The organism is Salibacter sp. (genome assembly GCF_031581065.1).
Classification (GTDB): Bacteria; Bacteroidota; Bacteroidia; order Flavobacteriales_G; family Salibacteraceae; genus Salibacter.
On record NZ_JAVLBN010000006.1, the window covers coordinates 62,471 to 86,889 of the forward strand.

General features: G+C 42.5%; 22 protein-coding genes. 10 read left to right on the forward strand and 12 right to left on the reverse strand.

The features are described from left to right. The first annotated feature begins 55 nt into the window (after nucleotides 1–55). Genes RI557_RS02965 through RI557_RS02975 form a run of 3 tightly spaced genes read left to right on the forward strand, consistent with a single transcriptional unit; the run spans nucleotide 56 to nucleotide 1,837 of the window. Entirely contained in the window at nucleotides 56–328 is a 273-nt protein-coding gene (locus RI557_RS02965) for a hypothetical protein (protein WP_310666882.1), read from the forward strand. Between the two features lie 2 nt (nucleotides 329–330). Next, complete coding sequence (locus RI557_RS02970) at nucleotides 331–552, forward strand: hypothetical protein (protein WP_151166133.1); 222 nt, start codon at nucleotides 331–333, stop codon at nucleotides 550–552. Between the two features lie 4 nt (nucleotides 553–556). Beyond that, nucleotides 557–1,837, forward strand: coding sequence for an NAD(P)/FAD-dependent oxidoreductase (locus tag RI557_RS02975; RefSeq protein WP_310666883.1), 1,281 nt, complete (start codon nucleotides 557–559; stop codon nucleotides 1,835–1,837). 1 nt (nucleotide 1,838) lies between these two features. Here the strand turns inward: RI557_RS02975 and RI557_RS02980 are convergent, their stop codons facing one another. Genes RI557_RS02980 through RI557_RS02990 form a run of 3 tightly spaced genes read right to left on the reverse strand, consistent with a single transcriptional unit; the run spans nucleotide 1,839 to nucleotide 5,541 of the window. Further along, nucleotides 1,839–2,198, reverse strand: a complete 360-nt coding sequence (locus tag RI557_RS02980) for a response regulator (RefSeq protein ID WP_310666884.1) — start codon at nucleotides 2,196–2,198, stop codon at nucleotides 1,839–1,841. 46 nt (nucleotides 2,199–2,244) lie between these two features. After that, nucleotides 2,245–3,009, reverse strand: a complete 765-nt coding sequence (locus RI557_RS02985; protein WP_310682017.1) for a DUF3298 domain-containing protein — start codon at nucleotides 3,007–3,009, stop codon at nucleotides 2,245–2,247. A 9-nt stretch (nucleotides 3,010–3,018) separates the two neighbouring features. Continuing rightward, on the reverse strand, nucleotides 3,019–5,541 hold the full coding sequence (locus RI557_RS02990) for a putative LPS assembly protein LptD (RefSeq protein WP_310666886.1): 2,523 nt from the start codon (nucleotides 5,539–5,541) through the stop codon (nucleotides 3,019–3,021). A 112-nt stretch (nucleotides 5,542–5,653) separates the two neighbouring features. On the opposite strand from RI557_RS02990, the gene RI557_RS02995 reads away from it, so the two are divergent. The 5 genes from RI557_RS02995 to RI557_RS03015 all read left to right on the forward strand — a co-directional run bounded on the left by RI557_RS02995 (nucleotide 5,654) and on the right by RI557_RS03015 (nucleotide 10,560). After that, complete coding sequence (locus RI557_RS02995) at nucleotides 5,654–6,871, forward strand: N-acetylmuramoyl-L-alanine amidase (protein ID WP_310666887.1); 1,218 nt, start codon at nucleotides 5,654–5,656, stop codon at nucleotides 6,869–6,871. Nucleotides 6,872–6,971: 100 nt separating this feature from the next. Next, nucleotides 6,972–7,874, forward strand: coding sequence for an MlaD family protein (locus tag RI557_RS03000; protein ID WP_310666902.1), 903 nt, complete (start codon nucleotides 6,972–6,974; stop codon nucleotides 7,872–7,874). Between the two features lie 2 nt (nucleotides 7,875–7,876). Further along, nucleotides 7,877–9,235: a (Fe-S)-binding protein gene (locus tag RI557_RS03005; RefSeq protein ID WP_310666888.1), complete on the forward strand. Its 1,359-nt coding sequence runs from the start codon at nucleotides 7,877–7,879 to the stop codon at nucleotides 9,233–9,235. Between the two features lie 11 nt (nucleotides 9,236–9,246). Continuing rightward, nucleotides 9,247–10,041 carry a (Fe-S)-binding protein gene (locus tag RI557_RS03010; RefSeq protein ID WP_310666889.1) on the forward strand — a complete coding sequence of 265 codons (795 nt, stop codon included), beginning with the start codon at nucleotides 9,247–9,249 and terminating at the stop codon, nucleotides 10,039–10,041. A gap of 3 nt (nucleotides 10,042–10,044) precedes the next feature. Next, entirely contained in the window at nucleotides 10,045–10,560 is a 516-nt protein-coding gene (locus RI557_RS03015) for an ABC transporter ATPase (RefSeq protein WP_310666890.1), read from the forward strand. Nucleotides 10,561–10,833: 273 nt separating this feature from the next. On the opposite strand, the gene RI557_RS03020 is transcribed toward RI557_RS03015, so the two are convergent. Genes RI557_RS03020 through RI557_RS03035 form a run of 4 tightly spaced genes read right to left on the reverse strand, consistent with a single transcriptional unit; the run spans nucleotide 10,834 to nucleotide 16,405 of the window. Beyond that, nucleotides 10,834–12,381: an OstA-like protein gene (locus RI557_RS03020; RefSeq protein ID WP_310682019.1), complete on the reverse strand. Its 1,548-nt coding sequence runs from the start codon at nucleotides 12,379–12,381 to the stop codon at nucleotides 10,834–10,836. After that, a complete protein-coding gene (locus RI557_RS03025) occupies nucleotides 12,381–13,655 on the reverse strand; it encodes an adenylosuccinate synthase (protein WP_310682022.1) in 1,275 nt (424 codons plus the stop codon). Before RI557_RS03025 ends, RI557_RS03020 begins: the two co-directional genes overlap by 1 nt. A 12-nt stretch (nucleotides 13,656–13,667) precedes the next feature. Further along, nucleotides 13,668–14,156 carry a transcriptional repressor gene (locus RI557_RS03030; protein ID WP_310666903.1) on the reverse strand — a complete coding sequence of 163 codons (489 nt, stop codon included), beginning with the start codon at nucleotides 14,154–14,156 and terminating at the stop codon, nucleotides 13,668–13,670. A gap of 44 nt (nucleotides 14,157–14,200) precedes the next feature. Next, nucleotides 14,201–16,405 (reverse strand): RelA/SpoT family protein, encoded by a 2,205-nt coding sequence (locus tag RI557_RS03035; RefSeq protein ID WP_310666893.1) that lies wholly within the window; start codon nucleotides 16,403–16,405, stop codon nucleotides 14,201–14,203. A 135-nt stretch (nucleotides 16,406–16,540) separates the two neighbouring features. Between RI557_RS03035 and RI557_RS03040 the strand changes: the two genes are divergently transcribed. Beyond that, complete coding sequence (locus RI557_RS03040; RefSeq protein ID WP_310666894.1) at nucleotides 16,541–17,104, forward strand: RNA polymerase sigma factor; 564 nt, start codon at nucleotides 16,541–16,543, stop codon at nucleotides 17,102–17,104. Continuing rightward, the gene (locus RI557_RS03045) at nucleotides 17,101–18,369 is read left to right on the forward strand and encodes a gliding motility-associated C-terminal domain-containing protein (protein WP_310666895.1); all 1,269 of its coding nucleotides are present in this window, start codon (nucleotides 17,101–17,103) and stop codon (nucleotides 18,367–18,369) included. The genes RI557_RS03040 and RI557_RS03045 overlap by 4 nt, the downstream gene beginning before the upstream one ends. A 123-nt stretch (nucleotides 18,370–18,492) precedes the next feature. On the opposite strand, the gene cysN is transcribed toward RI557_RS03045, so the two are convergent. The 5 genes from cysN to cysQ are packed head-to-tail and all read right to left on the reverse strand — an operon-like array spanning nucleotide 18,493 to nucleotide 23,858. Next, nucleotides 18,493–19,752, reverse strand: coding sequence for a sulfate adenylyltransferase subunit CysN (cysN, locus tag RI557_RS03050; RefSeq protein ID WP_151166113.1), 1,260 nt, complete (start codon nucleotides 19,750–19,752; stop codon nucleotides 18,493–18,495). 22 nt (nucleotides 19,753–19,774) lie between these two features. After that, nucleotides 19,775–20,680, reverse strand: a complete 906-nt coding sequence (cysD, locus tag RI557_RS03055) for a sulfate adenylyltransferase subunit CysD (protein ID WP_310666896.1) — start codon at nucleotides 20,678–20,680, stop codon at nucleotides 19,775–19,777. A gap of 10 nt (nucleotides 20,681–20,690) precedes the next feature. After that, nucleotides 20,691–21,296: an adenylyl-sulfate kinase gene (gene cysC / locus RI557_RS03060; RefSeq protein ID WP_310666897.1), complete on the reverse strand. Its 606-nt coding sequence runs from the start codon at nucleotides 21,294–21,296 to the stop codon at nucleotides 20,691–20,693. Further along, nucleotides 21,289–23,064, reverse strand: coding sequence for an SLC13 family permease (locus RI557_RS03065; protein WP_310666898.1), 1,776 nt, complete (start codon nucleotides 23,062–23,064; stop codon nucleotides 21,289–21,291). The genes cysC and RI557_RS03065 overlap by 8 nt, the downstream gene beginning before the upstream one ends. Further along, on the reverse strand, nucleotides 23,064–23,858 hold the full coding sequence (cysQ, locus tag RI557_RS03070) for a 3'(2'),5'-bisphosphate nucleotidase CysQ (protein ID WP_310666900.1): 795 nt from the start codon (nucleotides 23,856–23,858) through the stop codon (nucleotides 23,064–23,066). The genes RI557_RS03065 and cysQ overlap by 1 nt, the downstream gene beginning before the upstream one ends. Nucleotides 23,859–24,419 lie beyond the last annotated feature (561 nt).

Sequence of the window (24,419 nt, forward strand, 5' to 3'; positions counted from 1 at the left end):
CTACAATTGAATTGCTAAATTTGAACAAAATTATTTTTATTTCAATATCAAGGCCATGGCAAACATTCGCGGTTTAAAAAAAGAGATCAATTTTCAATTTGCAGACTTCATAGACGAGTGCTATGAGGCTATCATGCAACATCCTAAAAAGCGCTCAAAGTTAGAACCCATCATCGATAAGGCCGTTAATGAGTATGATGAATTGATCATCCGCGTGAATGAAGGGAAGCACAATCATGAAAAATCTGAATATTTCAACAACCTCCGCGCTGATATGAAAGCAAAGTTGTTGAAGTTGTTCGAAGAACTTTCAAAAGAAGCTAAATAAGGATGTTGAGCGATAGAAAAAATATTCTCATCCTTTTTATGTCGCTGATCATTGTGGCCTTTGCCTTTTTCTCGTACCATCAAAATACGATAATTGACGTGTTGAACAACGAGATCCTCAAGCAGGCCCAACACAGGCAAAATTTGCTTCTCGATAAGTACAAAGCTCAAAAAGAGGCAGATTCATTGCGTATTGAGTTATTAAAAAGTAAATCAGAAAGGTAGTCTCATGAATATTCCGGTTAAAAATCTCCCGCGTGTCGTAATCATTGGTGGAGGTTTTGGTGGTATGGCTATTGCCAGAGAATTGAGAGATAAAAATTTCCAAACCGTTTTACTCGATAAACACAATTACCATACTTTTCAACCACTTCTTTATCAGGTTGCTACTTCAGGATTAGAGCCTGATAGTATCGCTTATCCTTTGCGAAAAATTTTTAGCAGTAAAAAGCATTTTCACTTTAGAGTAGCTGAAGTAGAGAAAGTCAATACTGATGAGCAAATTGTAAACACCAGTATTGGTCCGATCCATTACGAATACCTTGTTATAGCGACCGGTACAGGCACTAATTTTTTCGGGAACGAGCAGATTAAAAAGCATGCCATGCCGATGAAATCTGTTCCTGAGGCGCTCAACCTGAGGAGCTTGATACTCGAGAATTTTGAAAAAGCACTACTCACAAAAGACATCGAAGAGCGCACAAAACTGATGAACTTCGTGATTGTAGGTGGCGGACCAACAGGAACAGAGTTGGCCGGAGCATTAGCTGAGCTAAAATCTCACGTCCTTCCCAACGATTACCCTGATCTCGATTTGCGACTCATGCAAATTCATCTACTCGAAGCGGGAGATTCACTGCTTGCCGGAATGAGTAAATACTCGGCTAAGAAAGCTGAAAACTATCTCGAAGAATTAGGTGTGCAGGTTTGGCTGAACACCATGGTGAAAGATTTTGATGGAAACGTTGCCAAAACATCTAAAGGCGAACTCGAGAGCAACACGCTTATTTGGGCGGCAGGTGTTGAGGCAAGGCCTATTGATGGAATAAATGAGGAGAGCCTTCTCAAAAACGGACGCTACAAAGTGGATGAGGTGAACCGGATTGAAGGATATCAAAACATTTTTGCTTTAGGCGATGTGGCCGCAATGCAAACTGACCAGTACCCGAATGGACATCCACAGGTTGCTCAACCGGCAATTCAGCAAGGTGAGCATCTCGCAAAGAATTTGTTGAAAATCGAGAAAGGAAAGAAAACGAAACCATTCAAATACAAAGATTTAGGTTCGATGGCAACTGTAGGGAGAAACAGAGCGGTTGTGGATCTGAATAACCTGAGCCTTGGCGGAGCTTTAGCCTGGTTTATTTGGATGTTTATTCACTTAATTGCCCTCGTTGGTTTTCGCAACAAAATGGTGACGTTGATAAACTGGACTTACGCTTATGTGAAATACGATAAAGGTGCACGGTTAATCATAAGGCCATTTGAAAAGAAAAAGGAACACGTATAAATTACTGAAGTGATTTTTTAACCAGATCGATATCTGTCTTGTTAATCGGTTTTTCAAAAAATCCTTTAACTGATTGATACTTGTAGCTCTTTGTCCTGTCGTTTTGCAATGTGCTGGAAGTGATGATATAAACATCTGTATCAATGCCGTTTTCATTCATTGAATCAAGCAGGTCAAAACCATTCATGACGGGCATGTTGAGGTCTAATAAGACAATACTCGGTTTTGAAGATTTTATGATGTTCAATGCTTCTTTTCCGTTTTCAGCAGAAAGGATTTCATTGTCAATTTGAGCGAGTTTCAAATTTTGTTCAATGATAAGGCGAGCTATTGGATCATCATCTACTACTAAAATGCACATGTTAATGAGGTTAGTTAATTGAGCGAGTCTAAGATAAGAATAAAATTCATTTGATCGATCTCTTAGCGGTAATCTTTACAATTCCCTCTGAATAAGGAGCTATTTCATAAGGATTGTAAAGGAAGGAAATACTGTCTTTTTCAATTACAAAATTATTGTGGACGTAAAGCGAATCTTCAAAAATATATCCTTTATCAATCAGCTCATTAAAGCTTTTGGAACTCATTGCTTTAGCGTGGTTCTTTTTGAGCTCAGCAATCAGTTCTTTTTCATTTTTATCGATGAAATTTGTCCAACTTAAATGTTTCAAATCTGGCCATGAAAAGTAGCTGTGAAATTCCCCGTAATTTCCGTGAGCGCCACCGCTGTATAAATAATGACTCTGCTTTATGTGGAGCAATGAATCTTCAAAAGATGCAATGAATGCAGTTTCTTTAACCCAGGGCATTGCTTCATTCATCATTTCATAGGTCTTGCGCCATTGTAAAAGAAATGAATCGAGTGAAGTACGTAATTCGCTCGTATCAGTCACATTAAGGATTGAATCAAAGATGAATTCGTTGAGTTCTTTATCACGGTCAGAGCCGGAAAAAACCGGATACTTAATGCTGGCATACGTGCAGGTGTCACTTTGAGTGTTGCAATTATCAACCTTACGTTCGATGACCTGGTGTTGAATAGTTGGCTTGCCTGATCTTGAGTCTATTTCCTCAGCAGAGGATTTTTCAGATTGATTTCCACAACTGGTTAGAAATAAACCAAGGATGAAGAGGAAACGGATGTGGATCTGACCGATAATTGAAAATTTCATGCTGTAAATTTACTGATTATCGAACCAACTACGTTTACGTTGTAGCTTTAAATCTTGTAACATAGGAGCTTTCACACCAATGTTGAAATTGTATGATTGACGCGTTCCAAAAGGTATTATATTGAAACGAATTTGCCAGCAGTGAAGATCGCGGTAAACGTCAAAGGAAGTAATATTGAGCTGTTTGTTTTCGATATCGTATCCACTCCTGAATGAAATTCTCCAGTTCTCAGTGAGGTTGACTTCACCGTTGAAGTTTACACTGTTGATTTGACTGACTCTACCACCCGTGTTACGAACCTGAATATTGTAATTCACTGATAAACGCCACGGAATATTGAAGTTGACATAGGCATCCGGATTGTTTTCCACGTCCTCTTTTTCAGCTTCTGTTCCTTCATCAGTTGATCGGTTTTTTACGTTGCTGCTCTGAAACTGGAACCCAACATTTGCTGAAGCTTGTGTGATGCGGAAAGGCCTTTGGTTTTCGTCCCACTGAAATTCATTGATACGCTGATCGTTCTCGTTGAGAGCGTAAGGATCTAATCTTAAATCTCCACGGATGTTGATGATTTTAGCAATTGTGGTTCTCAATTGCAGGTTAACCGGTGACCAGTTGAGTGAGTCGCTGAGGAGATTGTAATTCCAGTTTGCACTCAACATTTCCAGGATGGGAGCTTTTTTGAATTCTACATCACCACTGTCATTTTCAGATTTGTATTTCATTTCAACATTGTTCTGCAAGTCGAAATTGATAACGGCTCTCTGGTTCTGATTTGGCGCTCCATAAATTCCACCTTCAAATACTGAGTATTCTTGGGTGTTGCCCAAAGAATCAACCTGGTATTCATCAAAATAGCCACTTTCACTGCTGCTGAAATCAGGTGTAAATTGCAGGCTCACATTTGGAGTGAATGTGTGCCTTACAGCTTCAACTTTGCTGTTTTGACCAAAACTGTACATACCGTAAAGCTTGGTAGCAAGTCCCATTGAAGCAGAATAATTTCCAAACCTCCTGAACTCCTGAAGTGTATCTTGTCTCAAATTATTTTCGAGCTCAGGATCGTACTGTTTCCTGATTGATTGGAATTGCCATACTTCATTAATATTGATGTTAGGGCTAATGGTTAAGTGACCGGCTTTAATGGAAGTTGAAATAGGAATATTGTGACGAACACCGTATCTCATTTTGTCTTCAATGTTGGGGAGGTTGAAATTTGCCGTTGAAGTTGTAACCGTGTTTTTCATATCGGTGCTGTAGGAAAAGCCTATGCGCTCATACCATTTTTCACTTCCTACACGCACCTTTCGTTTAAATGGAAAAATCCGGCTCATTGTTAGTGTAGCCTGAGGTAGTGTTGCGGTAATGCTTTCCTGTCTGTTGTTTTGGCTATGGCTACCATTAACCGTGAGGTTGAATGGAGAGTTAGCAAAGTTTTTTGTGTAAGAAATATTTGAAGCGAAATCATTCTGCACAATATTATTGATGTCGCTATTAAAAGTATTTTGATAGAAATCAGTACTACCAAAGTTCACTTTTGCTCTAAAGTTACTATTGGGAAACGCCTTTGGATCCTGCGAGTGATTCCAACTCACAAAAAAGCTCTCTCTCCTGGTGAAGTCCGGTGTTTCGGGGTCGCCATCTTTTGCATCGGTGTATTGAATATCTAAAGATCCTTTTCTTTTGTAGCGCTTTTTATAATTGATTCGTGTATTGGTTGACCACGAGAGATTAGAGTAAATGTCACCACGTATAGATGCATCAAAATTATCATTGATTCCGAGGTACAGCCCGCCATTTTGAAGGAAGTAACCGCGTTCAGGTGAAAAGCCATAACTCGGAATCATGACCCCGCTTTGCCTACCTCTTTTGTTAGGAAAGAAACCAAATGGAATGGCGAGTGGAGTGGGAATGTCACTAATCCACATATTGGCCGGCCCCGTCACAATCTTTTCATTGTTGATGACTTTTAACTTTGATGCTAATATGTAAAAGTGAGGATCCTCTTTGTTACACGTTGTGTAGCGACCGTTTTTGATAAAGAAAATATTGTCACTCTCTTTTTTGATGTCCTGGCCATGAATGTAGCCATCGCCCTGTTGAGTGAGAGCATCATTAATCTTCCCTTTTTTTGTTTTGAAGTTGTAGGTCATTTGGCCGGCTTCATATTGTTGCCCTTTTTCTGTGAACAGCGGCTTGCCCTTAACCTCTCCAGTAGAATCAGGAAGACCTTTAGCCATCACGAGATTCGAGTTGAAATCAATTTCAATGTAATCAGCCTCCAGTTTTAATTCCTCGTAAGTGACAATAGCATTCCCGTAGAGATATGCTTTTTGTTGCTGCATGTCAATAATCATGGAGTCCTCAGCATTGTAATCTACTTTAGATTCAAGGAAACTGTTATCCTCACGGTCAGAGCCGATTGAGTCCCCGGCAACCTGCTCAACTTTGGCGGAATCCTGAGTGCCTGTTTCACTTTGGCCGAAAACTTGTTGGTTAGCTCCTGTGAAAAGGAAAAGGGCTATCAACAAAATGAGGTGAAATAAATATATGTGCCTTAAATAACGCCCCAATCTTTCGTGTTAAATTTGTAAGATAATGAAGTTGGGCAGCAAAACTAAGCAACAAAAATTCAAAACAGAGATGGCTAAAGGATATATGTCCGCAAGAAGCGTCATTTTCATCACTTTTTTTGCTACAATCCTGTTGAACGTGTTGAGTGCTACGATCATTGCACAGGAGCGTAACAGTTTTGGCGTTAAAACAATTGTGATCGATCCTGGGCATGGTGGAAAAGACCCGGGGGCTATTGGTACAGGGCGTTATGACGCAACTGAAGCTGATATTGTACTGGATGTGGGACTCAAACTACGCGATTACATCAATAAGTACTTCCCTGATGTAAACGTGATAATGACAAGAGAAACAGATGTTTTTCTCAAGTTGATTGAGCGAACAAAAATTGCCAACCAGGCTGATGCTGATCTTTTTATCAGTATTCACTGTAACACAATTGGCAGTGAGCACGCTCATGGATCAGAGACGTTCGTTCTGGGAATGCACAAGACAGAGGCTAATCTCGAAGTAGCAAAACGAGAGAACCGGGTGATGTTGATGGAGGATAATTACGAGGAAAATTATGGAGACTTTGATCCAACCTCACCTGAAAGTATGATCGCATTGAGCATGATGCAGCGTGAATTTCTCGAGCAAAGTATCTATTTTGCTGATTTAATTCAGGATCAATTCAGAGAGCGTGTTAATCGGAGAGATCGCGGAGTGAAACAAGCCGGTTACTGGGTAATCAGTAGAGTAGTGATGCCGAGTGTGCTCGTTGAGCTCGGCTTTATCAGTAATCCGCCTGAGGAAGACTTTCTCAACTCTAAAAATGGAAAAGTCTACATGGCTTCAGCTGTTTACAGGGCTTTCAAGCGATATAAAATAGCGATGGAAGGTGAAGATACTTCTGTGGATCCTGATAAAGAAAAAGAGGAATCGGCCCAAGATGAACAAAAGCAAGAGCAAGAAGTTGAAAAGCAGGAAGTTGAAGAGAAAGCTGAGTCCGGCTCTGACCGTGAAAAAGAAACAGATGATGAAAGACCTGTTTTTCACGTTCAATTAGCTTCATTACCCGAGCCTATTGACGATGTATCAGGATATTTTGATAATTTAGGCGATGTTGATGAAGTTGAAATCGATGGTGTTTATAAGTACGTTGTGGGAGCTGAAGATTCAGTTGATGCAATTACTGAAGTGCAGAAAGAAGTGAGAGAAAAGGGTTATAAAGATGCGTTTGTTATTGCGATTTATCGCGGAAAACGTATTTCTTTGCGTGAAGCAGTAGATATTATTAATAACTAAAAATAATACCGCTATCTCAAAAGAAATTAAAATAGGAATTTTAACGGTTATTACGCTTGTCGTTGCAATTGTTGGATTCAGTTATTTACAGGGATCGAGCATTTTTGAAACAGGTCGCCAGTACTACGCTGTTTACGACAGGGTTGATGGTTTGTCGCAGGACAATTACGTTCAACTCAATGGTTACAATGTTGGTAAGGTGAACTCGATTAAACTCCATTCGAACGGATCGGGGAAAATTGTTGTGGGCTTTCGTGTTACCAATAAAACGGTGAAAGTGACTGAGCAAACAGTTGCCCGCATTTCAAGTTTAGATCTTTTTGGCTCTAAGGCTATTACTCTCCAGGGCGGAATGACAGGAACTCCGGCAAAGGCTGGTGATACTCTCAACTCAGCAATTGAAGGCGACCTCAAAGCTGAGGTTGATAAGCGCCTTCAACCACTGGAAAAAAAGACGAATGACTTAATCGGTTCAATCGACTCTGTTGTGACAATTGTTCAGGCAATTCTCAATGAGGATGCGCGTACTAACCTCACACAGAGTTTCGAGAGTATTAATCGATCGTTCAGAACCTTTGAAACAACTCTCAAACGTGTTGATACTTTAGTGATTAGTGAGCGCCAAAAGTTCGATACCATTGTGAGTAATATGAATTCAATTGTATCGAACATCGAAGGTAATAATGAGCGTATCGATACTATTTTACGCAACTTTTCTTCTATTAGTGATTCTCTCGTAAAGGCTGATATCATAGGTACAGTTGATAAAGCGGGTAATGCGATGGAAAGTGTGGCCTCAGTGATGAAGAAAATCGATGAGGGTAAAGGCTCAGCCGGTTTGTTAGTCAACAACGATACACTTTATCGAAATCTCGAATCGGCAACACTTGAGTTGGATAAGTTGTTAGAGGATATGCGTGTGAATCCTAAACGTTACGTACACTTCTCTGTTTTTGGTAGAAAGGAGAAACCGGCAGAGAAACCTAAAAAGAAAGAGCGGTAGTTATGGGAATATCGAATATCATTTTCGCTGTGATTTTTATTGCAGCGGTCGTTTTTTTTGCGAAAAATGTTGGGAAAATAAGGAGAAATATTCTGCTGGGTAGAGATGAAGACCGCAGCGATAATCCCGGTGAGCGCTGGAAAACGATGGCGCGTGTAGCACTGGGGCAATCTAAAATGACGGTCAGACCCATTGCCGGCATCATGCACATCTTCGTGTACGTTGGTTTCGTGATCATCAATATTGAAGTTCTGGAAATTATCATTGACGGAATTTTTGGAACACACCGTATTTTCTCGAGCGCCCTTGGCGATTCCTATTATTTCCTCATCAACTTTTTTGAGATTTTGGCTCTGCTCGTTGTTTTGGGGGTAGTGGTGTTTTTACTGAGAAGATTAGTGATGCGTTTGCAACGCTTTTACAAACCCGAAATGAAAGGATGGCCCACAACTGATGCACTCAATATTTTGTGGATCGAGTTAGTGTTGATGGCTGCTTTCCTTACGATGAATGCTGCTGATAGCGTTCTCCTCCAGGCATCGGCCGATCAACTCGCGAGCCTCGGACTGGAAAAATATACTTCAGATTTACAGGGCGGTTTTGTTGTAAGCCAGTTCCTTACCGGAATGCTCCCTGAGGATCTGACCACTTTAGCGGCAATTGAAAGAACAGCCTGGTGGTTGCACATTGTTGGAATCCTGGCGTTCTTGAATTACCTGCCTTATTCAAAGCATTTTCACATCATTTTGGCTTTCCCAAATACGTATTATTCTGATCTCGAAGAACAGGGAAAGTTCTCGAATGATGATAAAGTGAAGAAAGAAGTTGAGTTGATGATGGATCCAAATGCTGATCCATTTGCAGCTCCGGCTCCTGAAGAAGGAGCTGAAGAACCAGATACATTTGGGGCAAAAGATGTGCAGGATTTGACATGGAAAAATCTCATGGACGCGTATTCCTGTACGGAGTGTGGTAGATGTACCTCTGAATGCCCGGCTAACCAAACAGGCAAGTTGTTGTCTCCGCGTAAAATCATGATGGATACGCGCGACAGACTCGTTGAGGTTGGCAAAGGAATTGACAAAAACGGAAAAGACCACAAAGACGGTAAAGCGCTTTTAAATGATTACATCACACCTGAAGAACTTTGGGCGTGTACAACATGTAACGCTTGCGTTGAAGCGTGTCCGGTAAATATAGATCCGCTCTCTATTATCATGGAAATGAGACGTTATCTCATTATGGAAGAGAGTGCTGCTCCAAGTGAGTTGGCCGGAATGTTCACAAATGTGGAAAACAACGGAGCACCGTGGCAGTTTGCCCAGGCTGATCGACTAAAATGGGCTGAAGAAACAGATTAAAAGTTATTGGTATGAGTGAAGCAATGAAAGTTCCTACAATGGCAGAAATGAATGCCAAAGGTGAAACTCCAGAAGTGTTGTTTTGGGTTGGCTGTGCCGGAAGTTTTGACGATAGAGCGAAGAAGATTACCAAAGCAATTGTCAAGATATTGAACAAAGCGGGTGTTAAGTTCGCTGTACTCGGAACCGAGGAGAGTTGTACCGGAGATCCGGCCAAGCGCGCGGGAAATGAGTTTATTTTCCAAATGCAGGCGATGGCGAATATCCAGGTTCTGAATGGTTATGAAGTGAAGAAAATTGTGACGGGTTGTCCGCACTGCTTCAACACCATGAAAAATGAATATCCTGATTTGGGAGGAAGCTATGATGTGGTTCACCACACGCAATTCATCAACACCCTCATAAAAGACGGCCGACTACAACTTGAAGGTGGCGGGACGTTCAAAGGAAAGCGGATTACTTTCCACGATCCGTGTTACCTGGGTAGAGCAAATGGTGTTTTTGAAGCTCCGCGCGGACTCATAGAAAAGCTCGATGTCGAGCTATCTGAAATGAAGCGTTGTAAAGAACGCGGAATGTGCTGCGGAGCAGGAGGAGCTCAAATGTTCAAAGAAGCTGAAAAAGGAAACAAAGAAGTGAATATTGAACGTACAGAACAGGCTCTCGAAACACAGCCTGATGTCATTGCAACGGGATGTCCGTTTTGCAACACGATGATGACAGACGGAGTTAAAAACAAAGAGAGAGAAGATAACGTACAGGTGTACGATGTGGCAGAATTAATTGCAACAGCTGAAGATTTGTAATGTATGAGTGAAATAAATTTGACAAAAGTACAATCACCAGTTTTCCAACTTCCCGATCACGCACGTGTTTGGGCTTACCAGTCAAAAGAACCACTATCAGAGAAAGAACAAAAGAAACTAAAAGCTGCACTCGATGAATTTTTGGAGTCGTGGCAGGCCCACGGATCATCAATGACCGCTGCAGGGGATTTTCTGCTCGATCATTTTCTCATCATCGCGGCTGATGAAGAAAAAGTAAAAGCTACCGGGTGCAGCATTGATTCATCAGTTTACTTTGTGAAAGAACTCGAAAAGAAATTCGAAGTGGATTTCTTTGACCGCATGCAGGTAGCTTACCTCAAAGATGGCGGTTCCATTAGCATTTGCTCACTGTCAGAACTCGAAGGGCTTTCCAAGAAAAAAGAAGTTTCTGGGAATACGAAAGTCTTCAACAACCTCGTGGCAAATGTAGGCGAGCTCAAAGAGCGATGGATATTACCGATCAAAGAGAGCTGGCACAACCAGTTTATCGATAATTGAGTTGGTAAAACATTAAAAATTCAAAGCTCCATTCGATTTAGGATGGGGGTTTTTTATTAGAAGTTTCCAAGGCCGTTTTAGCTACGTAGTTGTGTTTTTGAATAAAAGCTTGGTAAGTCTTTCGTATTGAATTTTAGTTCCTTTGTATCAAGTTGAGAGTTATTTTGAAATCCCGCTCAAAACAGCGGGGACAAAGGATAAAAAAGACAATAAATTATTGGAATCAAAACATTAATTCAAAACTCATAATCCATCATTCAAAATTCCAGGGTTTCACTCCTCCCGCCAAATAAAGACATCTTCACGTTTTTTGGGGCGTTCAGCTCCGCGCCATTCAAAGTAGCGGAAATATTGCAGTTCATCGGTGAGGTCTTTTAGCGGGTACAGCGTAGCCTCTGGTTTGTTGTAAAACCGGATGTTATCGATTTGGTTACTGTCCATGTAAACCGTCATTTCAGAGCACGCCAATCTGTTCATGCCCATCGCTTCTTTGTCCTCGTCATCTTCAGCGTAATAAATCGTTTCGCCATTTCCGTTGACATCGATTTTGTACACTTTATTATCGCGAAAGTGAGCCAGCAGAGTACGGCCTTTCACCTGATTGTAAAACTCTTTCGTGCTGTCCTGCACTGATACGATAAACGCATTATCCTCAATGAAAAGCGATTCTACATTCCCGTCATAGGTTCTGATCGTGATCGTGGTTCCCGACATTTGATTCGCATCAGACCAAATAACCGGATCGATGAACATCTTAATCGTACTATCTGCAGTGGAGTAGAGCAGCGAATCGCATTTTCCCTGGATGTCACTTTTGTAAAACTTCACCTTGTGATAAGAACGAATCACGCGGTGTTCACGCGTAGAATCGTAAAGTGTGTAGAGTGTGTCAGAGTGGAGGTACAGCGTATCATTCTCGTAGCGTTGCTCCATCAGCAGGTTACCGGTAGCGTACGAAATGCTGTCCGTTCCGTTGAGGTAAGCGTAATCGCTTTTGAGCATGATATTATTCACGGTATCAGTCAGAACCGAATTTCCAAATACTTCTCCGTTTTGTGATTGTTGGTTGTAGATAATGCTGTCGCCCTCAATCTGCTGATCTTTGTTGACGATTTTAGCATCACGAACAAACTCAGAGTCTTCCGTTTTGCGGTTGTAAAAACCGCGTTTGCAAAAAATGCTCGATGAGTCGCCAACAATATCGGTTGGACCAAAAAAGTAGACGATATCTCCTTTTTGATCGTATTCAAGCGTGTCTGATGTAATCGTGTAATCTTCACTTTCCATCTTCACGTTATTCTTGAACTTGAAACGTTCGTTATCAGCATAGTAATAACCGATTTCACTTTTTAGAGTAGAGCTGTCATTAAGGTTTGTAACCAATCCGCCACCCTGGTAGTAGCCAAAGTTTTTTCCTACATCGTAATCGAGGTATTGCGTTCTAAGGTTCTGACTGCCATCATTGAGCGTAATGTTACCGCGCAGCTCAGCAAAAGAGGAATTACCATCGTAATAGAGTGAATCACCTGTTAGATCAATCGAGTCACCTTTCACTATTCGCACATTGCTATATGCTCTCAGTGAATTTGATTTGGGGTAGAGGTAAGCACTGTCGCAGTACATTTTGGTTTGTTTGTGTTTGAATTCCACCTCACCGATTAATTTCCGCACCGATTTATCGCCTGTTTTGTCGATAATTGCTTCTTTGGCGTAAATGAGCTTGATCTTCTCCCGGTTCTGACCGTGAACTGATGCAGTCAAAAAAAAGGAGCTTACCAGTAAAAGCAAGCTCCAAAATTCTATGTACCGCGATTTTGTCATTAATCTCTCAATAGTGTTTGGCTACGTCTTGGGCCAACAGAAATAATTTTGATCGGAACCTGCAATTCCTGTTCCAAATAGGTTACATAATCCATCAACTCCTGTGGTAAATCATCGATTGATGTAACGTTGGTGAGGTCTTTATCCCAGGCTTTCATCGATTTCCAAATTGGCTCCACATCATTGTTGATCACATCGTAAGGGAAATAATCGATTGTTTCGCCTTTGTATTTGTAGTGTGTACAAACTTTGATCTCGTCAAAAGCACTCAAAACATCAGCCTTTGTCATGATGAGCTGCGTTACACCGTTGAGCATAATTGCGTATTTGAGAGCCGGAATATCGAGCCATCCGCAACGTCTTGGTCGGCCGGTTGTAGCACCAAATTCGTGGCCTTTTGTCGCCAGTCGTTTTCCGTCTTCATCAAAGAGTTCAGTAGGGAACGGACCACTACCAACTCGCGTGCAATACGCTTTAAAAATACCGTAAACTTCACCGATTTTATTGGGCGCAATGCCTAGACCTGTACAAGCTCCGGCACAAATCGTGTTCGATGAAGTCACAAAAGGATAAGAACCAAAGTCGATATCGAGCAGTGATCCCTGTGCTCCTTCAGCAAGTACCTTTTTGTTTTCGGTCATAGACCTGTTTACCGAGTGCTCACTGTCGATGAGCGTCAACTCACGAATTGAATTCACACTTTCAAAGAATACAGATTCCATATCGGCCAGCTCATCGAGCGGATAGTCGTAATTCTTGAGCAGCTCAAGGTGTTTTGATTTGAGGTTATCGTAGCGCTCTTTGAAATTATTTTCAATGATATCGCCAACGCGCAGGCCGTTACGTCCGGTTTTGTCCATGTAAGTTGGACCAATTCCTTTCAACGTAGAACCGATTTTCTCTTTTCCCTTAGCTCGTTCAGATGCCGCATCGAGCAACCTGTGAGTGGGCAGGATAAGGTGTGCTTTTTTCGATACCTGAATACTTTCCTGCACATCCACGTTGAGTTCTTTCAACGAGTCTATTTCAATTGCCAGTGTAACCGGATCAATCACCACACCATTCCCGATGATATTCTGCGTATCGGGTCTAAAAATACCGGAAGGAATTGTGTGTAGAACGTGTTTAATCTCATTGAACTCCAGCGTGTGACCGGCATTTGGCCCGCCCTGGAAACGGGCAATAATATCGTACTCAGGTGTGAGTACATCAACAATTTTTCCTTTGCCTTCATCACCCCATTGTAGGCCGAGAAGTACGTCTGCTTTTGTCATTATCGTTCGGGATTATTTTGTTGAGTCGGGTTGATTTCCCTTGTCGTCTTTTTGATTTTTTTCGTCTTTAGGAAAACGTGCGTAGAGATTGAGCGAGTGGTGCAATACTTCAGCTCCAAAGTGCTCAGCAATGGTGTTTTTGATGAGCTGAATGCGCGGGTCACAAAACTCGCGGACTTCGCCCGTATCTACATCGATTACGTGATCGTGTTGTTTGTTTTCATACGACTTCTCAAATTGTGCCATGTTCTTACCGAACTGGTGCTTGCGGATGAGATTGCAGGCGAGCAACAGCTCAATTGTGTTGTACAATGTGGCACGGCTAACACGATAGTTCTTGTTTTTCATGAGGAGGTATAATGACTCCACATCAAAGTGTCCATCGTTGCTGTATATTTCCTCCAGTATAGCAAAACGCTCAGGCGTTTTCCTGTGTCCGTTTTGCTCGAGGAAACTCGAGAATATTTGTTTTACTTTTTCCTTTACTTCAGGTGTTGACATGCTTTCAACTTCAATTGACAAAGGTATTGATTTTATTGCGATTGTTATTCAATACGGTTGACCTTCATAACGCCCTCAACATTGCGGAGTTTATCCTGCAGGTTTTTGAGATGTGAAGTGTCGTTCACGTAAACGAAAACTTTTCCTTCAAATACTCCGTCATTGTTGTCAAATGTGATGGAGCGCATACTCACGTTCATCTCGTTTGATATCACTTTTGTGATGTCGTTTACAATTCCTGTACGGTCAAAGCCATTCATCTGGATGCCGGCCTGGAAGGAGACAGCTTCTTTTTTGTCCCATTTGGCTTTCACAACTCTGTACCCGTAGTTCGACATGATCGGAACCACATTAGGGCAGTTTGTACGGTGGATATAGATTGTTCCGTCATTGGTGATAAACCCTACTACATCATCACCCGGAATTGGGTTACAACAAGTAGAGAGTTTGTAGTTGAGCTGTTTTTGATTTGTACTCAGAACCAGTGGATCTTTCTTTCCACGTGTCTTCTGTACGATTTCCTCCAGGCTTTTTGCGTTCTTTTTCGTTTTGCTGCGCTGCTGGATAAATCCGTTGTGAACGGTGAGCTTACCAATCTCGGCCGGATCTATAGAACCTTTACCAACTCTGTAAAACAGCTCCAGCTTACCGCTGATTTTGTGAATTTGGGTAAGGGTGTGCAGGTTCTGATCATTGAATTCAATACCTAATTCTTTAAAAGTTGCTTCGAGCATTTTACGCCCTTTCCTTCCCACTTTCTTTTTCTCTTCGCGAATTGAAGCTTTAATCGAGGACTTGGCTTTGGCTGTTACCACAAACTCGAGCCATTCAAACTTTGGCGTTTGCGCTTTAGAAGTCACAATTTGCACCTGATCACCACTGTCGAGCGGGTGACTAATTGGAACCAGTTTTTGGTTCACTTTAGCGCCCACACATCTGTTACCGAGCTCTGTGTGAATTTCGTATGCAAAATCCAGTGCCGTTGCATTGTGCGGTAACGATTTGATATCTCCTTTAGGCGTGAAAACAAAAATTTCTTTGGCAAAAAGGTTGAGTTTAAAGTCATCGACAAAATCAACAGCGTTTGTCTCAGGACTTTCAAGAACTTCTCTCACGCGAGATATCCATTCGTCAAGTGCGCCTTCGTGCTGGCTGTCCTCTTTGTACTTCCAGTGAGCGGCATATCCTTTCTCGGCAATTTCATCCATCCGTTTTGATCGGATTTGCACTTCAACCCATTTCCCGGTTGGCGACATCACGGTTGTGTGCAAACTCTCGTAGCCATTGGCTTTTGGAGTAGAAATCCAGTCGCGGAGTCTATCGGGGTTTGGCTGGTAAAAATCAGTGATGACAGAATACACTTTCCAGCAATCTGCCTTTTCACGGTCGAGTGGTGTGTTGATGATGACGCGGATAGCGAATAAGTCGTACACTTCCTCGAACGGAATATTCTTGCTGCGCATCTTATTCCAAATGGAGTAGATCGATTTCGTACGACTTTTCACTTCGTACTCAATACCCATTTTGTCCAACTCTCTGCGAACCGGTAACGTAAAGCGGTTGATGAATCTGGTTCTGACCGCCTTGGTCTTTTGCAGTTTAGTGGATATGTCTTTGTAAACACTTGGTATTTTGTACTTGAGCGCTAAATCTTCCAACTCGCTTTTGATGTTGTACAGTCCGAGACGATGAGCCAGCGGAGCGTAAATGTAAAGCGTTTCAGATGCAATTTTTAGCTGCTTGTCCTTGCGCATGTGATCGAGTGTGCGCATGTTGTGAAGTCGGTCTGCGAGCTTGATTAAAATCACACGCACATCATCAGCAAGTGTGAGAATAATCTTCCTGAAGTTTTCGGCCTGTAGCGAGGCGCCCTGTTCAAAGACTTCCTCAATTTTTGTGAGTCCGTCAATGATGCGCGCGATTTTTTCGCTGAATAAATCCTCGATATCCTCGATTTCGAGATCGGTGTCTTCCACAACATCATGGAGAAGCGCACAGGCGATTGAAGTTGTGCCCAAACCCATATCCTCAGCTACGATTCGCGCAACTGCGAGCGGGTGAAAAATATACGACTCACCAGATTTTCTCCTCACATCAAAATGCGCCTCACGGGCAATATCAAAAGCTTTCCTGATGAGCGAAAAATCCTTATCGCCCTTTTTCACTTTGGCAGCTCTCAATAATCTTCTGTATTCACGGATGATCGCTTTTTTTTCTGCTTCTTCGTCTATTTGCACTTCAGTACTCATGGCAGGCAAAGGTAAAAACCCCATTTATTAAAAACACATAACTAACGGATTACTGAAATGTATGTTAATTTGGTCACAAATTAACCTACGCTTTAAGCAACCCTTCAGCAAAAATGCGTCATTAAATCAACAACAATGAGCGTGGAGCAACCAAATTATGCAAATCTTATCGACAGTTGCCGCAAGGGAGATAAACAAGCTCAACGAAAAGTTTACGAGTCTTTATACCCCAAAATGTACGGTAGCTGTCTACGCTATATTGGTGATAAGGACAAGGCATGGGATGTGTTGCAGGAAGGATTTATCAAAGTCTTTCTCAACTTAGAAAAGTACGATGGCAACGGTTCTTTTGAAGGTTGGGTAAGGCGAGTAATCGTCAACACGGCCATTGATGTTGTGCGAAAAAGAAAGTTTGATCACGTAAGTATTGATAATACAGATTATGACTGGCTTGAGGCCGATGACAACGATGAAATTGAATGGAACGAAACACTTTTTTCTGAACGCGAACGCGTAATGGAAGCCATTCAGGATTTGCCACCGGCATATCGGGCCGTTTTTAATTTGTACGTGATCGAAGATTATTCCCACAAGGAAATTGGAGAATTGTTGGGAATCAGTACAGGGACGTCAAAATCGAACCTGTCAAAAGCGAAACATAAACTAAAAGAACAATTGAAAACGATTCATCATAGATGAGTAACGAACTAAATAATTTTGAAAAGGAAGTCAGAAAGGCGATGGAGAACTACGAGGGGCCTCGTAGAGATAACGCCTGGGATGATCTTCAACAGCGAATGGATGCCGCAGGATCTGGAAGTGCAAGTTCTAAAGCCGGCTCTTCAGCATTGAAATTCGGGTTGTTGGCCGTAGTTGCTGCAGCAATTGGCTTTGCAGTGAATTATGATTGGTCAGAACCGAATACCAATCCTGACAACCAAACAGAGCAGGTGGTTGAAAACAACCAGCAATCTGATGAAGTGAAGGATCAGAATAATCAGGTTGAAGAATCAAATGAAAAAGAGGTTGCTTCACCGTCAGAACCAGCTAAATCGCAGACTGATGAAAAATCAGAAGTGAGCAACGAAGCCGAGCCAGCCACCGAGGCTACTCAGCCTGTTTCAAATAAGGAGCAGCAGCCGGATGGTGAACCCGGCTCTGACCGTGAAAATAGCTCTACAAACACTGAAGAAGAGCAGAACTCGCCACAGCTATCAGAGGCTAAAACAGCAATTTTGACGGCTTCAAAATCTGTCGTGTGCAAAGGCGAACAGGTTTCATTTGAGTTGAGCAACGGCAAAGATTTCAAATTGAAAGACAGCGAAGGAAGAGTATATGATCAGCAAAACTTATCTTTTACTACTGAAGGAGCCAAACAACTTGTAGCGGTTTTTTCATCAGGAGAGACTCAACCGATTGAGGTGAAAGTTGAAGGAAAACCCACATCGAATTTCACTTATTCGAAAGAACTCATCGATGGCGGCCGACCACATTATGTATTTGAGAACCAAAGTAACGGAGGTGCTGTTTATCGTTGGATCATGAATGATAAAGTTGTAGCACAGCAGCATGATTATTCAGCTTTCTTACTCAACAAAGGAAGTCAGAATATTGGACTTATCACCCTGAATGATGCGGGTTGTGCTGATACAAACCAACAGGTAATCTTTGTTGAAGAGTCGTATAATTTGCTCGCTCCTGATGCGTTCACGCCAAACGGAGATGGTAAAAATGATGCGTGGTTACCGGTTGCGCTCGAAAACCCGGCTTACCGTTTTGAGTTAGAAGTACTCGATCAAAATAACAATGTTGTTTTCAGAACCTCAGATCCATCCAAGAAATGGGAAGGTCCGCGCAACATAGAAAACCTAAACCGGACACAGCTGGTGTTCTTTTGGCGCGCAGTCGTGTATTACGAAGGACAGCGCGAATCGTACGGAGGAACTATTCAGGTTATTCCTTAACGTTTAACGTACCCCTAAAACGAAAGCCTCATTTTCCGTAGTGGAATGGGGCTTTTTTAATGAAAAAAATCCCCTGCAGATTATTCTACAGGGGATTTTTTGTTTTAAATCTTACTTGTAAGATCAAATAATCATACCAGCCGCTACAGTGTCGTTTGTAGCCTCATCGATCAGGATGAGTGATCCCGTATGGCGGTTTCTGCGATAAGGATCAGTCAGCAACGGTTTCGTGGTTCTGATCTTTACACGTGCAATATCATTCATCTCGATGCTTTTATCATCTTCGATGCGGTGCAGTGTGTTGATATCCATTTTGTACTGAATATCCTTGATCATAGCACGAGCTTCATTTGTGGTTTGACGTACGATGTATTTAGCTCGTGGGCGTGGAGGCTCGTTGTGCAACCAGCACATCATGAACTCCACATCCTGCTCCATATCGGGCTGATTGTTCGTTCGAACGATCATGTCACCACGACTCACATCAATATCATCTTCAAGTGTTAAGGTGACAGACATCGGAGCAAAAGCCTCTTCGAGTGCACCGTCAAATGTCGTGATTTCCTTGATTTTCGACTGGAAGCCACTCGGCAGTACCGTCACTTCATCGCCCGGCTTGTAAACACCTCCGGCAATTCTACCGGCATAACCGCGGTAGTCGTGGAACTCATCAGAGTGTGGGCGAATAACTGTTTGAACTGGGAAGCGACAGTCAATGTGGTTTTCGTCAGATCCGATGTGAATGGTTTCGAGCGTGTTCAAAAGAGTAGGCCCTTCGTACCAGTCCATGTTTTTTGATCTGTTCACCACGTTGTCACCGTGAAGCGCACTAATCGGAACAAAGCGGATATCTTTGACATCGAGTTTTGCTGCAAACGCTTCGTACTCTTCAACCACTTTGTCAAATGCCTCTTCGCTGTAATCGACAAGATCCATTTTGTTGACACACACAACTACGTGAGGGATCTGAAGAAGAGAAGCGATAATCGAGTGGCGGCACGTTTGTTCCATAACTCCGTTACGGGCATCAACCAGGATAACAGCTAAGTTAGCCGTTGAAGCACCCGTAACCATGTTGCGCGTGTACTGGATGTGTCCCGGAGTATCGGCAATAATGAATTTTCGTTTTGGTGTGGCAAAGTAGCGGTAAGCCACATCAATGGTAATACCCTGCTCGCGTTCATCTCTGAGTCCGTCAGTGAGCAAAGCCAGCTCAGTGTGATCGAGACCGCGTTTTTGGCTGGTCTTTTTCACCTGATCCATTTGATCTTCAAAAATCGATTTCGAGTCGAATAACAATCGCCCGATGAGAGTCGATTTTCCATCGTCAACGCTTCCCGCTGTGGTGAAGCGAAGCAATTCCATATCTAAATAAGAGCTCATAGTTCAATCTCAATTTTGTTGTTTAGAAATAACCTTCCTTCTTGCGGTCTTCCATTGAAGTTTCTGATCGTTTATCATCAGCACGGTTACCGCGTTCAGTTTGACGTGCTGCAGCAACTTCTTCCACGATTTTCTCAAGTGTATCTGCTTCAGATTCCACACCTCCGGTAATCGTAATATCACCGAGTGTTCTAAAACGAACCTTCTTTTTAACCACTTCTTCATCATCGCGGAGGTTGATGTAGTCACTAACCGGAATCCAGGTATCGTTGCGCCAAACAACATCGCGTTCGTGAGCGATATAGAGGCCCGGAATGTCGATATTTTCAGCAAGAATGTATTGCCAAACATCCATCTCGGTCCAGTTACTGATCGGGAATACGCGGAAATGCTCTCCCATCACTTTTCTGCCGTTGAACAGGTTCCAGAGCTCGGGACGCTGATTTTTAGGATCCCACTGACCAAAATCATCGCGGTGTGAGAAGAAACGTTCTTTTGCACGAGCCTTTTCCTCATCGCGTCTCGCGCCACCCATAGCGCAATCGATTTGATGCTCCTCGATTGTATCGAGAAGAGTAGTCGTTTGCAATTGGTTTCTGCTGGCATTAATGCCTTTTTCCTCTTTCACGCGACCGTCATCAATCGACTTTTGAACAGATCCCACGATCAATTTAACGCCTAACTTATCAACTAAGCTGTCGCGGAAATTAATCGTTTCAGGGAAGTTGTGTCCCGTGTCAACGTGAAATAAAGGGAAAGGAATTTTGGCCGGGTAAAAGGCCTTGCGTGCAAGGTGAGTCAACACAATTGAATCTTTTCCGCCAGAAAATAAAATAGCGGGATTTTCAAATTGAGCAAAGACTTCCCTCATCACATAAATCGACTCCGACTCCAGTTCCCGGAGGTGTTTGAGCGTGTATTTCTGCATAATTCAGGGTTTATTTAAGTGCCATTTTTGGCAGTATCACATCCATTATTTTGGTTACACAATCTTCTTTTGAATCTTTATCAGTACGCAAATGTACATCGGGATTTTCAGGTGCTTCAAAAGGTGAGCTAATTCCCGTAAAATTGCTGATCTCTCCGGCTCTCGCCTTTTTGTAGAGACCTTTTACATCGCGTTCCTCGCACACTTCGAGTGGGCAATCCACAAAAATTTCAAGGTAACGGTCAGAGCCCACGATGTTGCGTACCTGGTCGCGATCTGACCGAAACGGGGAGATGAAAGCACTGAGTGCCACCGTCCCATTATTCACAAAAAGGTTACTCACTTCACCAATTCTGCGGATGTTTTCTTTTCTACTCTCTGATGAAAAATCGAGGTCAGAGTTCAATCCGCTGCGAATGTTGTCGCCATCCAGGATGAAAGTGTGAATCCCCTTTTCGTAGAGTTTGCGTTCCAGCAAATTAGCAACCGTACTCTTCCCCGATCCCGATAAACCGGTAAACCAGATCAGCAGTCCTTTGTGTCCGTTGAGTTTTTCTCTATCGGCCTGACTGATGTCATGGTCGTGCGGGATGATATGTAGTTTTTCCTTAGCCATTGATTTGGTAAAAGTTTAGCATAAATAAAATCACAACGGCTCCGTAAATCAATGTGAACGGCAATCCGATGCGCAAAAAGTCTTTAAACTTATAGTTCCCGGGACCGTAAACCATGAGGTTGGTTTGGTAACTCACGGGAGTAATGAATGCAGCCGATGCTGCAAAAGCAAGTGTCAAATATACAGGTAATGGATTGAGATTGAGATCATGAATGATTTGAAAAACCAATGGGAATAAAATACTCACGGCAGCCACATTCGTAATGAATGACGTGAACAGCACGGTGAGCGCAAATATCCCGATCAAAATCCAGGTTGTGCCAAAAGGTTTTAAAAACTCGATAAACGGTTTGGCAACTAATTCAGCTGCTCCTGTTTCGATGAAAATATTTCCCAGTACCAAAGCACTGCCCAAAATCACGAACAAATCGAAGTTGAGGTTTTTCTTGATGCCCTCGGCATTGATGAGCCTCAATACAACAGCGGCTGTAAATAAAATGATTAATCCCTTGAATAGACTTACCAGTCCGGTCAGTATAATCGCGATTATTCCCAGTACTAAAGAACCGAAGAACCATCTTTTCCAGGCCGGCTGGCGATTGCGTTTTGAGATTACAGAAACGGTGTACAAATCTTTATCCTGATTCGATAAACGACTGAACTGTTTCCCTGTAATGAGCAACAACAAGTCACCTGATGCGAGTTTTATTTCACCTAACTTCCCCGATACGCGTTCTCCATTACGGTGAATGGCGACTACTGCTGCATCGTAGTTTTCGCGAAATTCTGACTCCTTGAGTGTTTTTCCTTCCAGTTTAGAATTGTACGGAACTACAACTTCCAGTATATCAATTTCATCGCCCAGCTGGAATTTATCTTTTTTCGACCATGTAAGGCCCTCTACATCTTCAACCAAACTGACAACGCGCGAAGTATCTCCGGCAAAAAACAGGCGATCGCCCTGTCTCAGTTTTTCATCCGGATTTACAGGTCTAATGGCATCTCCATTTCGCAAAATTTCAACCAGATAAATTCCGTCCAGGTTTCTCAATTCAGCTTCAGCAACAGTTTTTCCGTGTAGGTCTGATCCGTTGGGGATTTCCGTCTCTGCGAGATATTCGCGAATGTTTTGGCGCATATCATCAACCACGTCATCGTGGCTCGGCAACAGTTTGGTTCCGATTGTGCTCAGGAAAATAACACCAACGATCAGAACCAAAATTCCGGGTAAAATAAAATCTGAAAGTCCGAGCAACGGGTCACCTGCAGATCTCAAAAAACCGATTAAAACGAGGTTGGTACTCGTCCCGATTGGCGTGATCATTCCGCCCAAAATCGCAGCGAACGACAGTGGGATCATCAGCTTTGATGGCGCTGTCTTAGCTTTCCTGCTCCATTGGTAAACGTACGGAATCATGAGCGCCACGATAGGCGTGTTGTTCATGATGGAGGATACGGATCCGACCGAAAAAGTCATGCGAAAGAGGAATTTCCTCGGACTCTGAGCTTTCTTGAAAAGCGTATCCAACACACCGATCAAATTGTAATTATCCTGAACAACAGCAGTTAACAGTATGAGCAGAAATATTGTGATGATACTTTGATTGGAAAAACTTTCAAGCAACAAAGAAGTATCAGCAATTCCCGAAACGTAGAGTAAAATAACTCCTGCAAAAAAGACCAAAGCAGTCCTGATTCTGTCCACAACGAGCAGAATAACAATGGCGACAATTATCGCGAGGACCGCGTATGGTTTGAATTCTTCCATTAGCGATGAACGAGGAACCAGGGATTGAGCAGGTTCTCTTTATTGTAAATGACAGGCTTTTCGGTTTCGTACTGCGTCACTTTAAATCCGGCTGCAGTACAAATAGCATGTCCGGCAGCGGTATCCCATTCCATTGTGGGAGCGTAGCGCGGATAAAAATCTGCAGAGCCTTCAGCAACCATACACAGCTTAAGCGAACTTCCGCGAGAAAGGATTTCCACGTCACCGTGTTTTTCTTTTATGTCGTTGATGAAAGCTTCCGTTTCTTCACTCATGTGCGAGCGACTGCCCACAACGACAAATTTATCACGGTTTTGATCGATCGGTAGTTTGTCTGCTTTATCGATCAGAATCGAAACATCAGCCGATTCTTTAGTCGTCACTTTGTAAGCTCCGTGATCTTTAGAAGCGAAGTATAGGTCACCCGTAACCGGAACATAAATCACACCCATTACAGGCGTATTTCCTTCAGCCAGGGCGATGTTTACAGTAAACTCACCATTTCGCTTCACGAATTCTTTTGTTCCGTCAAGCGGATCAACGATCCATAGATTGTCCCAGTCTTTTCGAGTGCTGAAATCATCGTGTTTGCCTTCTTCACTCAATACCGGGATATTCGTTTTATCCAAATATTTCTTGATGACATTGTGAGAACGTTTGTCGGCTTCAGTCAGCGGTGACTTATCGTCTTTCGTTTCAACATCAAAATCAGTATTGTAAACTTCCAGGATTGCTTTTCCGGCTTCGATTGAAGCATCTATTGCGGTTTGTAATAGTTCGTTTGTCAGGGTCATTCTAAATTTTATTTGGCTGGCAAACATACTTTAATTCTATAAATCTACCAAGATAGTAGAGTGATAGATTTTCTTTTGTGTTAAGTTTCGGGTTATCAGTTGTTTTGAGTGTTGTTGTAACTTGGTTTTTGAGGAGAGGTCAAGGTCAAGGCTGAGCCCAGTTCCTTCGTCACGAGCTTAGTGCTGACCGGAGTGTCAGTAGATCTAAGTTCATCTAAGTCTTGACTTGCGTCAAGGACTAAGATTCACTACGAGTTGAGAGCGTTCTAATTGTATTTTGGAATTATTGAATTCTTAAGTTGTTAAGGGTCCCGTAACAAGTCCGGGATCTAAGAGCTTCTAGAATCTGACCAAAAGTCAGATTAAGAATCTCTAAGATTTGGAGGTAGGGTAGTTTGGAGTTTGTTCCAGCCAACTTTAAAGGGGAAGAGCCGAGTTTGAGGAGCTTTGTGCCGTTAGACTTAATAGGTTTTGGAAACCTTTCAGGTCTTTGGTCAGATGTTAAGTGCCATAGGCACGAATTCACATAACTCTGGGCTTCAGCCCAGAGCTCAATGCCAA